Source organism: Lactovum odontotermitis (assembly GCF_054658595.1).
Window position 1 is genome coordinate 67,396 of sequence record NZ_BAAGGQ010000007.1, and the last position, 12,496, is coordinate 79,891.

The 12,496-nt window shown below is 46.3% G+C and carries 9 protein-coding genes; all 9 read right to left on the reverse strand.

The window, feature by feature from the left end; all coding sequences use genetic code 11:
• Nucleotides 1-8: 8 nt before the first annotated feature.
• The 9 genes from ACYQ2E_RS05435 to ACYQ2E_RS05475 all read right to left on the reverse strand — a co-directional run bounded on the left by ACYQ2E_RS05435 (nt 9) and on the right by ACYQ2E_RS05475 (nt 12,420).
• Nucleotides 9-785, reverse strand: coding sequence for a ribonuclease HII (locus ACYQ2E_RS05435; RefSeq protein ID WP_460017060.1), 777 nt, complete (start codon nt 783-785; stop codon nt 9-11).
• On the reverse strand, nt 769-1,608 hold the full coding sequence (gene ylqF / locus ACYQ2E_RS05440; RefSeq protein WP_460017061.1) for a ribosome biogenesis GTPase YlqF: 840 nt from the start codon (nt 1,606-1,608) through the stop codon (nt 769-771). Before ylqF ends, ACYQ2E_RS05435 begins: the two co-directional genes overlap by 17 nt.
• 218 nt (nt 1,609-1,826) lie before the next feature.
• Nucleotides 1,827-4,526 carry an ABC transporter permease gene (locus ACYQ2E_RS05445; protein WP_460017062.1) on the reverse strand — a complete coding sequence of 900 codons (2,700 nt, stop codon included), beginning with the start codon at nt 4,524-4,526 and terminating at the stop codon, nt 1,827-1,829.
• 27 nt (nt 4,527-4,553) lie between these two features.
• On the reverse strand, nt 4,554-5,255 hold the full coding sequence (locus ACYQ2E_RS05450; RefSeq protein ID WP_460017063.1) for an ABC transporter ATP-binding protein: 702 nt from the start codon (nt 5,253-5,255) through the stop codon (nt 4,554-4,556).
• 280 nt (nt 5,256-5,535) lie between these two features.
• Nucleotides 5,536-7,542 (reverse strand): FtsX-like permease family protein, encoded by a 2,007-nt coding sequence (locus ACYQ2E_RS05455; RefSeq protein ID WP_460017064.1) that lies wholly within the window; start codon nt 7,540-7,542, stop codon nt 5,536-5,538.
• A 13-nt stretch (nt 7,543-7,555) separates the two neighbouring features.
• On the reverse strand, nt 7,556-8,338 hold the full coding sequence (locus ACYQ2E_RS05460; RefSeq protein ID WP_460017065.1) for an ABC transporter ATP-binding protein: 783 nt from the start codon (nt 8,336-8,338) through the stop codon (nt 7,556-7,558).
• Between the two features lie 116 nt (nt 8,339-8,454).
• Complete coding sequence (locus tag ACYQ2E_RS05465; RefSeq protein WP_460017066.1) at nt 8,455-8,826, reverse strand: YxeA family protein; 372 nt, start codon at nt 8,824-8,826, stop codon at nt 8,455-8,457.
• A gap of 142 nt (nt 8,827-8,968) precedes the next feature.
• Entirely contained in the window at nt 8,969-10,786 is a 1,818-nt protein-coding gene (recQ, locus tag ACYQ2E_RS05470) for a DNA helicase RecQ (protein ID WP_460017067.1), read from the reverse strand.
• 71 nt (nt 10,787-10,857) lie between these two features.
• Nucleotides 10,858-12,420 carry a bifunctional metallophosphatase/5'-nucleotidase gene (locus ACYQ2E_RS05475; protein ID WP_460017068.1) on the reverse strand — a complete coding sequence of 521 codons (1,563 nt, stop codon included), beginning with the start codon at nt 12,418-12,420 and terminating at the stop codon, nt 10,858-10,860.
• Nucleotides 12,421-12,496: the final 76 nt, after the last annotated feature.

Genomic DNA, 12,496 nt, shown 5'->3' on the forward strand with positions numbered 1-12,496 from the left:
TTAATTTTTTATAGCTCTTTCTCAAGCATAGATTTGACCGGTTCAAAGCTTTTCCGGTGAATCGGTGTCACACCCAGCTCTGCCAGCGCCGCCAAATGCTTCGCTGTCCCATAGCCGGCATTCTGAGCAAAATCATAACCCGGGTACTTCTTGTCATAGTCTGCCATCAGCCTATCCCGCGTGACCTTTGCCACAATAGAAGCCGCCGCAATACTGAGCGACTTCGCATCCCCTTTAATGATTGAGCTTTGGGCAATAGGCAAATCCAGTTTCATCGCGTCAATCAGCAAGTACTCCGGGCTGATTTCAAGCAGTGCGACAGCCTGCATCATTGCCTGTCGAGAAGCCTGATAAATATTGATATCGTCAATCGTTTCCGTACTACAAGAACCGATGCCAATCGCCAGAGCCTGCTGCTGCACCGCTTCAAAAATTTCCTGGTGATGTTTCTTGGGAATCTGCTTGCTGTCATTCAAGTGCGGAATTTTGCAGTTTTCAGGGAGAATCACTGCTGCTGCAACAACAGGACCTGCCAGCGGACCGCGCCCGACCTCGTCAATTCCGGCAATGTAATGGACACCCTGTGCATAAAGAGATTTTTCATAGCTCAGCATCTGCTCAAGCCGGGCATCTTCAGCAATTTCAGCTCGCAGCTGCTTCTGCCGCTGTTTTACGGCTGTCTGCACGCCGACACGTTCATCCTGCGCAAGCTCTGTGAATCTGGGTGAAGTCAGATTGGTCAGCTGAGCCAGTTCTGCTTTGATATTCTTAATTGTCTGCGTCATTTGTTTTTGCTTCTTCAATCTGGTCTAAACAGAATCGTCCGAGCTTGCCATTGCGGACGTCGTTGATAAATCGTGTGTAAAAACGCTCGTAGGCGTCACGGAAGCCCATTTTAGCTGTGAGTTCTACAATGTAGTCGGGAATAGACGTATCTGGCAGCTGTCCATAAAGCTTCTCTAAACGCTCAGGATGGTGCTTTGCGAAAAACTCTAAGCCGAAAATTGTCACGTCGTCCTGCGGGTAGATGTCGTCTTTGATTGCGCCCGTCAGCGCCAGCTTCAGCCCGACCGTCTGGTCTTCGAACTTCGGCCAGAGAATTCCCGGCGTGTCAATGATTTCGAGCTCCTTGTTCGAGCGAATCCACTGCTGAGCCCGCGTCACGCCTGCCTTGTTGCCGGTTTTAGCCGAACTTTTTCCGGCCAGCGTATTCAGCAGCGTCGACTTGCCGGAGTTGGGAATGCCGATGACCATGGTCCTGAGCACAGTGTTTTGAATGCCGCGCTCAGTGTTGCGCTTGATTTTGTCAGCCAAGAGCTCCTTGGCAGCTTTCAGTACGCGCTTTGACGTGATTTGCTCTTTGCTGTTGGCAGCCAGCGCATGGCCGAAATAGCTGAGCCAGTCGGTAGTATTCTCAGCCAAATCTGATTTATTCAAAATGAGCAGACGAGGTTTGTCGCCCACAATTTTTTCCAGCATCGGATTACGCGAAGACAGCGGCAGACGTGCGTCTACGACTTCAATCACAAAATCGACAAATTTGAGCTTTTCCTGAACTTGAGTGCGGGCTTTGGCCATGTGGCCCGGGAACCATTGGATTGTCGGCAAATTGAAACTCCTTTCGCTAAATTAAATAGTATTTGCACCAGATTTCATGTTTTGTCCATTATACCATAATCGAAAAGCAATCTTTTTAAACAATTATTCATTTTTGTGCTGAAACATTTCCCGATTTTCTGCGTATTAATATATAAGGCAGAAAAATCCCGCTGTAAATGAAAGCTCTAGCCCCGAAGACTAGAGCTCAGCTCCACAAGATGAATCATTCAATCCACAGACTTCAGCGCTCCCAGCATATCCACATGCTTCAGCTGGAAATGCACCAGAATACTCAGCAGGAAAGTGGTCGCAAGCGTGATTGCAGCGGACAGCAGATAGTTGCTCCAGAGCAGATTCGGATTACACATAACATTATCGGGCATCAAGCTGGTAATGATGAAATGGTGCAGATAAGCGCCCAGAGCGTAGCCGCAAAGTATCCCAATAAAGGACAGGAAAATCGTCTCACGGTAAATATAGAAGGTCACCTCCCGGTCGTAGAAGCCCAGCACCTTGATTGTCGAAAGTTCGCGGATTCTTTCGGAAATGTTAATGTTTGTCAGATTATAAATAACCACAACTGCAAGCATAATAGCGCAGAAAATCAAAATAACCATGACAGAGTTAATGCCGTGTAAGAACGTGTCAACCGTGCTTTTCAGCTCATTGTTCTGGACAATTCCGACCACCGTGTCGTTTTTCATCAGTTTGGCCGACATTTTCTGAACGTTTTGTTTGCTATCGTCCTTAAGCTCAACCAGATGCGCATTCACCTTGGAGTTCTGTTTGAAGTCCTGGCGGTAAGTGCTATGATTCATGAAGACGTAATGTCCCATATACATTTCTGTGATTCCAGAGATCTTCAAGCGAACACTCTTCTTTTCACTGCTTTTTAGCGTGATACTGCTTCCGACCTTGGCATGAAGCAGATTGGCCAGTTTTTCCGAGATGATGACTGCATGCTTAGCAAGACTTAGTTTTTTGCCGGAAGCTCTTTCACGCAGACTGATATAATCGCTAAAAGCCGCGTCATTCTGCGGCACAATCAAGCTAATATCTTGTGTATCTTTGTCCTGCCCTGCAACCTTAGTCAGCTGCTCAAAATAAACCGGCTCCTGCCTGTTAATTTCACTCGAATCAAGCAGCTTATTTAGTTCATTTTGCTCATTATTGTCCAGATTTGTTTTATTCACCGCAATCAGGTCATAATGCAAAATGCTGGTAAATTGGCGTGAAGCAAGGTCTGAGATGGAATCACGAATACCAAAGCCCATAATTAAGAGAGCTGTACAGCCGGCAATGCCGAAAATTGTCATCAGCATGCGTTTTTTGTAACGGAAAAGATTTCGCGCAGTGACCTTGTAAGTAAAGCTTAAATGCCGCCAAATCGGCCGAATCCGCTCTAACAGAATGCGTGAGCCCGCTTTGGGCGGTTTTGCCAGAAACAGACTGGCCGGCGATTCTTTGAGCTCGACATTGGAAATAAAATAAGAGGACAAGACTGTACAGATAATCGCAACCAGAAATGCCGCAACTGTCCAGAAGAGTGAAAAAGTCAAACGCAGATTTGACAGCGTCGAGGAAGCCGTATAAGCGTCAAAAACCGCATAAGGCAGAAAAGTATGGCCTAAAATTGTCCCGATGACGGCGCCTGCAAAAGCCGAGGTAAAGCCGTAAACCAGAAATTTCCGGCGGATTTGACGATTGGTATAACCCAGCGCTTTCAGCAGTCCGAGGTTAGAGCGGTCCTCTTCAACAAAGCGCGTCATTGTCGTCAAACAGACAAGTGCAGCAATTGTGAACAAAACAACCGGGAAAACATTAGACAGTGTGTCAATTCTCAGTGAATCTTCAATGTAACTCTGATAACCTGGGTTGCCGTCTTTTCGATTATTGACGGTATAGACAGGCAGTTCAAGCTTTTTAAGTGTTTCTTCCTGCTGATTAAGCTGCTCGGCAGCATCCGTTATTTTTTTCTGAGCTGCTGTGAGCTGTTCCTGGGCAGACTGGACTTGGCTGAGTTGCGAAGAATCAGGCGTTAATCCTGCCGCTTCTGCCTGCTGCAGTTGACTAAGCTGCTGATTGAGCTGATTTTGCTGCGCAGTAAGCTTTTCCTGCTCGGAGTCCAATTGGGCCCGTGCATCGGAAATTTGCTGCTGCGGCTGATTTTTCAGAACCTCCAGGCGCTCCTCAGGCTGTTTTTTCAGACGTTTTTCAAGAGCAGTACGATAATTATCCGATAGTGTCTGATATTGTTTATCATAAGGAGACATGCCGTCCATTTTCTGGTAACTGAGTCTGGCAATCATGTAGACATCCGACTGAAAAACGTCTTTTGCAGCCACAGCATAGCCGTTAAGCTGGCCGGTTCCGATATTTGTCTGGCCGAAGCTGTTTTTGTCGACATATTCACTTGATTTGACGAATCCGCTAATTTTAAAGCGATGATTTTTCAACAAATCTTCGCCGTCTGTCTTAGTTTCAGTGAAAGTGATACTTCCGCCGAGTTTATATTTTCCCTGGAGTTGATATTCCAGCGCGATTTCCTGATTATTCTGCGGCATTTTACCGCTTACAAGCTGATAAGTCGACAACGTCTGAGGCTCAGAAAGAACGCGCAGGCTCGTGTCCGTGCCTTTAATCAGAATGTCCTCAAAATAGCCGTATTCGACCTTTTTAAGCCCACTAGCACTACTGATAAGTTCCTGGTCGCTTTTATCCAAGCCGTAGGTTGAAATCACGCTCAAATCAGCCAAATGATGCGTCTCATAAAAATGCTCGGCGGTAGCACGCATGTCCGGACCCGAAACTTTTAGTCCAGTGAACGCAAAAACGCCCAGTCCCATCAATAGAAAAATTGATAAGAAACGGCCGAATGAACCCGTAATTGAGCGTCGAATATTTTTATTTAGAATTCTCGTTTTCATGTCATCGTCTCTAGTTCTACTTAAATCTTACCATTCAATCCTCTCAATGTCCAGCGGTTCTGCATTAACTTTTATTTCCTTTATTTTTCCGTCATGCATCTGTATCACGCGGTCGGCAATCTGGCTGATAGCCACATTGTGCGTAACAATAATGACCGTGGTGCCCTGCAGACGCGACATATCCTGCAGAATCTTCAAAACCTGCTTGCCAGTTTCATAGTCCAGTGCACCCGTAGGTTCATCGCAAAGTAAAATCTTAGGGTTTTTAGCCACCGCCCGGGCAATTGCCACCCGCTGCTGCTCACCGCCTGACAGCTGCGAGGGAAAATTATCAATGCGTGCGCCCAGGCCGACATTTTTCAGAACCTCGACTGGGTCTAGCGCCTCAGTCACAATCTCAGAAGCCAGCTCAACATTTTCCTTGGCGGTCAGATTGTTAATCAGATTATAAAACTGAAAAACAAAGCCGACATCGTACCTGCGGTAGCGAATCAAATCACGCGGACTAAGCTTGGCAATGTCTGTTTTGTCAACGACAACACTGCCGCTGTCGCAAGTGTCCATGCCGCCCAAAATATTGAGCAAGGTGGATTTGCCTGCCCCGGAAGAACCCAGAATAACTGCCAACTCTCCTTTTTCAATGGAGAAGCTGACATTGTCATTGGCTGCAATGATGCTGTCGCCGGTTTGATACTTTTTAGTTTCATCCTTGATTTCAATAAAAGACATATTTTCTCTCCAGAAATCTAGCAGATAGTAGTAAAATCACAAAATCTGCCAACACTACAAACGATGTATTTTTTCTACCCTAATCATAACACTTTTTTTCTTAAATAATAAGACAATTTGTCTTATTTGTAAAAAAACGGACTTAAAAGACGTTATTATTTTTTTTGTCTATTATCTTTAACTGGCGCTCAGCTTAACAAAAAAAGCTGCCAGTCTTATTAAACTGACAACTTTTAATTTAAAAGATAATAGACAAGCTGAACTAAATCAGTGAATCCCGTCAAGTCTCTGCTCGTTCCACGATATTATAGTAAACACGGCTGGTCAGTTTATAAATCAGCCAGTAAATCAGCGCAACCATGATAATCGTCACTGCACTGAGGCCAAGCATGAGCGCCGCTTCGCGGATACCGAAGGCTTCCTCAATTTTAGAAATCATGTTGAAAGCAAAGCCGAAATGGACAATTGTCACCACAATGGGCAGGAAGAAAATCATACGCACTTGAGATTTAATCGTCTTGCGCACCTCGATTTTAGACAGTCCAACCTCTTGAAGAATCTTGAAGGAACGCTTGTCCTGAGTGGCTTCTGACAGCTGCTTGTAGTAGATAATCAGTGCGGCGCCAAGGATAAAGGCAATTCCCAGGATAAATCCGATGAAGATAAATCCGCCGAATTGCATGCGCTGATTGCTGATTTCATCACTCTTGAAACTGACTGTGATATCGTCGAATGTTCTGGGCTGGTATTCTCCTCTAGGAAGAGCTTTCATGAAGGCCGCTTCGTCTGATTTGTTAATCTCAAAGTTGGCATTCGCCATAACGATGATTTCGTTTCCTTCACCACTATTCCCCTGGTTGTATGCCGCAACAGCACTGTCAAGCTGCACGTCTGACGGGAAGATAATCAAGACTTCATCTGCACCTGTGCTCTGATTCATCGGGAAGTTTTTCAGCGTTTTCAGATGCGATTTGACCTGATAGCTCGTACCGCCGATGTTGAGCTGGTCAATCTTCTTGGTCGAATTTGTCAAGTCATAGAGATAAATCTGATTGTCAGCCAGACTCGGAAGTTTATTTTTTAGCGTGTTTAAATCTTGTACCGTGCTGATGGTTGCATTTACGGCATTTTTCGTTTTCTTATAAACTAGGAACTTTTTAGCCGCATCTGTGAGGTTCAGGCTTGAGCCGGAAGCTTCCAGCATCACGTTGTTTCCAGTTCTAACAGGATAAATTGAATCTTTAGGCAGCGTGATATTCGCTTTTCCTGCGGCCTGCTCCAGCCCGTCAACCAGCTCAGAGCGCGTCATGCCGACCCGTATGCTGTAGGCTTGCCCTTCGGTCGGGTATTGCTTCGCAATCACATTCCCTGTTCCGAAATAAAGCACGACGGTTGTGGCAATCGTGACCACGGCCATGGACAGCAGAATCGTGATGTTGCCGAGACCCACAGCATTGGCTTTCATCCGGTAAAGGAGGCTTGAGATTTTGATGAAATTACGCGGCTGGTAGTAGGAATTGCGTTTCTTGCGCCATTTCAGATACCAGACGGTTGAGGAAATGTAGAACAAATATGTTCCAAAGATGACTAGGAGCACTGCGATAAAGAACTGTGTCAGAGCCGCTATGGGATCCGTCACACGTATCGCGATAAAATAACCTGCACCAATCAGCAATACGCCCAGAACCGCAACGACGATGTTGGACTTCGGTTCTTTCTCGCCTTTCGTATCCTGGCGCAATAAATCTAGACTGGAAGATTTCCCGATAATAACGCAGCCTATCAGGAAAAGTACAAGGAAGATGACGAGGAAAATGGCTGCGACAAGGGCGATAGACAGCGGATTAATCGCCAGATTGAAGCTTGACGCCTGTATCAGGTTGATATAAATCAGGAACAGGAACTTGGCCAGCGCAATGCCGACCACCGTGCCGAGAACGACTGTCAGTATGAAGCTGAAGAGCAGTTCAAAGAAGGCCACACCGGCGATTTTGCGCTTACCGAAGCCGAGGATGTCATAAAGCCCGAATTCTTTTGAGCGCTGATTCTGCAGGAAACGGTAGCTGTAAATCAGAATGATTGTACCGAAAATCATCAGAACGAAGAGCGCGAAAGTCATCATGGAAATTATGGCAATGCTTCCGGGCATCTTCGTCAGCGACTTAGAAAGACTGATGGACGCCGTCACAAAAATCAGCGCAAACATCGTAATCGTCGACATGAGAAAAGGTGCAAAACTCCGGAAGCCCTTCCTAAGATTGGATAAAGCTAGTTTTAAAGTCAGCATTTGAGTACCTCCTTTAATTCACGTTCGCATGAGCAGACGATTTCTCGGCCTCACTTAAGAAAGCCGTCAGCGACAAAGTAATGTCTTTGGCAAATTCTGTCGCACTGCGCTCGCCGCGGTAAAGCTGGTGATAAAGGACACCATCCTTGATAAAGAGCACCCGTTTCGCATGACTGGCCGCAAGACTCGAGTGCGTCACCATAATAATCGTCTGACCGCTGGCATTAATTCCCTCAAACAGATTCAGCAAATTCTCTGAGTTATTGAAATCAAGCGCCGCCGTCGGCTCATCGGCCAAGACCAGGTCAGGCTGAGAAATCAGGGCACGCGCCACAGCCACACGCTGCTTCTGCCCGCCTGACAGCTCGAAGGGCTGCTTATCCAGCATGTCTTCAATATGGAGCTTCGGCGCTAAATCCGCGATTCGCGCGCGCATCAGTTTTACATCCTGCTTGCCTAAAACCAGCGGCAGATAAATATTGTCACGCACATTCAGCGTGTCCAGCAGATTGAAATCCTGAAAGACGAAGCCTAGATGGTCACGACGGAATTTTGAAATATTCTCATTCTTTATCGCTGTGATATCCTGGCCATTCAGCAGGACTGAGCCTGCGGTAGGCTTTTCAAGTGTGGACAAAATATTGAGCAATGTCGTTTTTCCTGAACCGGATTCGCCCATGATAGCGATATATTCGCCGTTGTCCACGGAGAAATCTATATCTTCCAGCGCAGTTGTCTCCTGCTTTGAAAAGCGTGTTTTGAAAACTTTTTTGAGGTGTTTTACTTCTAGTAACATTTTGGTACTCCTTTTGGAATAGCGTTCACGCAAGCGCTCGGCTTTTTCCTCTTTCTATTTTATTACAATGGCTACTATTTGCGACTTTTTCATTTGTCTTGTCGCTCCTTTATCGTTCACAAACGATTTGTCTCATTTGCTTCGATTTTAGCCAATGCTGCGGCCGAAATTTCTGATTTCTGGACTTCTCTCCAGTCCGTGACGCCCTTTGACTTGTTGTAAGTGATCTTAAGATAAGCGTCTTTGCGCAGCGAATGGTCAGCTGTGAAGTTGAGAACCTTTTCGCTTCCATCTTTCTGATAGGCTTTTTGGCCATAATTGTAGAGATAAAACGTCTCGCCGTTGTCAAATTTTTCTTCGGATTTCTTCCCGTCATCAACGACACGTGAATAGTAAGTCGTACCTCCGTATACAAGAGTTTTCCAGCCGTAAATTCCGCCTGCAATCAGGAGCACAACAGCTGAAAGAGAAAAAAATAACTTTTTCATTGAAAATTTCCTTTCTTTTCTGAACATGTGTGCGGTGCTGCAGCATCCCGCGCACAACGTTTTATTTTTCCAACATCATCAGTTTATCAGAAATTTCGCCCATGAAACTTACAATTTTGTCATATAAAAAAACAAGCTCCAATCAGAACTTGTTCTTAAATTCCGCAACCGCGGCTAAAAACTCCTCTCCGTACTTCTCCAGCTTCATCGGCCCCACGCCAGAAACCTCAAGAAAATCCTCATCCGTCGCAGGCATCACGCGCGTCATGTCCTGCAGTGTAGCATCCGAGAAAATCATGAAGGGCGGCAGCTTTGCTTCACGGGCAATGTTAAGACGCAAAGCACGCAGCACTTCAAAAAGGTCTATATTGAACGCGCCATTATGCTCAGTATTCTCAGAAGACTTGGCAGCTGACCTGCCGGAGCGGACAACTTCAGGCCTCAAAGTCTCCCGCCGGAAGACCTTATCCTCTCCCCGCAGCACTTGCTTTCCAGCAGCTGAAACAAACAGCAGCGGGAATTCACCCGTACTGACACCCAGGAAACCCTCACTAGTCAGAAAGTCGATTAAAGCGGCAATTGATTTCTGGCTGTTGGATTTCATAATGCCGTAGGTTGAGAGACGCTCAAAATTCCAGCGGGCTAAGTTTTTATTTTTTGAACCTGCTAGTACACCGGCGACAGCCGTTTTCCCAAAACGCTCACCCATGCGGATGACACAGGACAGGACTTTCTGGGCATCGGTCGTAATATCTGTCAGAATTCGCTCATCTGCACAGTTACTGCATTTTCCGCAGTCTTCGCCCTCATCGCCGAAATAGCGCAGAATAAAGCGCTGCAGACAAGTTTCTGTATTGGCATAAGCCTGCATCTGACGCAGTTTTTCATACTCATTTGTCTTCAGCTCGTCATCAGCCTCTGACTGCTCAATCAGGTAATTTCGGACACGCAGGTCATTAAGCGCCCAGAGCAGAATGGCATCCGACTCCAGCCCGTCACGTCCCGCACGTCCCGCTTCCTGATAATAAGACTCAAGATTTGCCGGTGTTGAATAATGGATGACATAACGGACGTTGGACTTGTTGATGCCCATGCCGAAAGCATTTGTTGCCACCATAATCTGCACCCGGTCATAAAGGAAATCTTCCTGATTTTGTGTTCTTTCCTTTTCGCTCAGGCCCGCATGATACCGGCCGGCAGAAAATCGGCTGTGATTCAGCCAGTCTGTCAGCTCTTCCACTTCTTTTCTGGTCGAGCAGTAGATAATGCCAGAATCAGATTTGTCGCGGCCGCGCAGATAGTTCCTCAGCCAAGTGCGTTTATCAACATTTTTCACGACCTCGAAGCGAAGATTTTCACGCAGGAAGCCGGTTTTAACCGTATTTTCCGGAGAAATTCCCAGAACTTGCTGAATATCTGCTGCAACACGCGGCGTTGCTGTGGCAGTCAAGGCCAGAACAGTCGGCTTCTCCGGCAGCGCCTTGAGACGCTCCGCAAAAGCCAGATAACTCGGCCGAAAATCATGCCCCCACTGTGAAATACAGTGCGCTTCATCAATAGCGACCAAATCAATCTTCAGATTCTGAATGAAAAAATTGAAATAATCCAGTTCAAAACGCTCCGGCGCAACGAACAAGAGCTTAATTTCTCCCGCCGAAACTTGCTGCATGCGCAGAGAAACTTCCTCCATGTCAACACTGCTGTTCAAAAAAGTTGCAGGAATTCCAGCCGCTTCGAGCTGATCCACCTGATCTTTCATCAGTGAAATCAGCGGTGAAACAACTATAGTCACACCCGGCAGCAGCATTGCCGGCAGCTGATAACAGACCGACTTTCCCGCGCCCGTCGGTAAGATTCCCAGTGTATCCTTTCCGTCCAAAACCTGCTGGACAATCTGTTTCTGGCCGGCACGAAAACTGTCAAAGCCGAAATATTTTTTCAGTGATTCTTCTAAATTCATATAGCTGTATAATTCCCTCTTACTATATAATACGTAAAAAGAAACAAAAAGTTTCAAAAAGTTACAGGATTTCAGCTCACAACTTTAAAATTATTGTCCGCCGTCGCTTCAATCACAGGATGCTTCTTCAAATACTCGCCAATCAGTTCTGTCATGTCCACTGTAATTTCAGAGATAATCTTTGAGGCATCGAACATCGGATAATTTCCGCCGCCCACACCGCGATACTGATTCACTACAATCTCAAGTTCGTCGCTATCCTGAACGGACTTTCCGTCAAAATCCAGTTGAGTGATACGCTGTCCCTCCGGCTGTGTCAAATCAATTGTGTAATCAACGCCTTCGTACATGTCATAGTTATAATACTGCGGCTTCGGATTGACAAATCTCGGATTAAAGACAATTTTCCCATTTTCGTCCAAAGATAGATGCGTTGCTGTCAATTCCAGCGCTGCGCGCAAATCCGCACCAGACACACGCAAAACAGCCAACGTATTCGGATAAATATAATTCGTCAGAATATCGCGCATCGTGATAATTTCGCCAAAACCTTGCGCTTCGTTATTAAACAGGGCCGTGCCTGAAATTTTCGCACCACTGGCCGCCATTTGTACTTTATTAATAAATTCAATGTAAGGATGCTCATGAATCCGCGCCTCCATCGGGTCCTTGATGGTCATATCGCCTGTAACACTGCCCATCGGCGTGTCCAGCCAGTCTTCTGTCTGATTATTAATCGGCGTGATGAGTGAAATCACCTCTTCTGAAACTTCGCTTTCTTCAACGGAGTGAAGCTCAGCTGAGGAGCTGATGACATGCTTATTATCATCCAGTTCCAGCGTGATTTCGGCCACATTGGCCCCGCGGTATCCTGGCTGGACAACGGGCACACCAAGCACTTTCTGTGCGATTTCCCGGTGCTGATGTCCTGTGACAAAGGCGTCAATGAGCTCACTGCATTCTGTAAGCAGCTGGTAGCCTTCATTTTCGCCTGTCAGCGCTTCTTCGGGCAAGCCTGTATCAAGTCCGCGCTCAAAACCGCCGTGATAGGCAACCACGACAATATCGGCCATTTCATGCAGCATCGGCAGATATTCTTTGGCCGTCTCTACGATTGACTTGAAAATCAAGCCTTCAATCGTCGCAGGTTGCTCCCAGTGCGGGACATACTGCGTCAAAAGGCCTAGCACTGCTATTTTAACGCCCTTCTTTTCAACAATCTGATAGGCCTGACCAAAGGCCGGCTCGCCAGTTTCTTCATCCAAAACATTGGCACAGAGAATCGGATAATCTGTCAGAGCGACATAATTATTTACATAATCACGGCCGTAATTGAACTCGTGATTGCCCAAGAGGCCCGCGTCATAACCGAAAGAGTTCGTAACTGAAGTCAAATGAGTCAGCCCGTCCTCGGCTTGTTTCGCCAGATAATAAGCCAAAGCTGAGCCTTGAATAATATCGCCGTTTTCAATTTTTAGGACAATGTCTCCATCAACTTCAGCCGCAGCTGTCAGGCTGTCCATCATCTCGCGGGCTTTTGCCATGCCGAAAGGCAGATTCATGTTTCGAGCCGTATAGTTTGACGGCAGGATGTAGCCGTGCATGTCACTGGTTTCAAAAATCTTGATTTTCATTTTCAACTTTCCTTAAAATTGCAAATAATAGCAGTTCTCACTGCTATTATTTTACTATATTTTACTCGGTTTTGTC

Bases quoted from the DNA above. Each gene is read 5' to 3' on its own strand.
- ACYQ2E_RS05435 (WP_460017060.1), bottom strand. From the start codon at position 785: ATGACGCAGACAATTAAGAATATCAAAGCAGAACTGGCTCAGCTGACC.
- ACYQ2E_RS05445 (WP_460017062.1), bottom strand. From the start codon at position 4,526: ATGAAAACGAGAATTCTAAATAAAAATATTCGACGCTCAATTACGGGT.
- ACYQ2E_RS05450 (WP_460017063.1), bottom strand. From the start codon at position 5,255: ATGTCTTTTATTGAAATCAAGGATGAAACTAAAAAGTATCAAACCGGC.
- ACYQ2E_RS05455 (WP_460017064.1), bottom strand. From the start codon at position 7,542: ATGCTGACTTTAAAACTAGCTTTATCCAATCTTAGGAAGGGCTTCCGG.
- ACYQ2E_RS05460 (WP_460017065.1), bottom strand. From the start codon at position 8,338: ATGTTACTAGAAGTAAAACACCTCAAAAAAGTTTTCAAAACACGCTTT.
- ACYQ2E_RS05465 (WP_460017066.1), bottom strand. From the start codon at position 8,826: ATGAAAAAGTTATTTTTTTCTCTTTCAGCTGTTGTGCTCCTGATTGCA.
- recQ (WP_460017067.1), bottom strand. From the start codon at position 10,786: ATGAATTTAGAAGAATCACTGAAAAAATATTTCGGCTTTGACAGTTTT.
- ACYQ2E_RS05475 (WP_460017068.1), bottom strand. From the start codon at position 12,420: ATGAAAATCAAGATTTTTGAAACCAGTGACATGCACGGCTACATCCTG.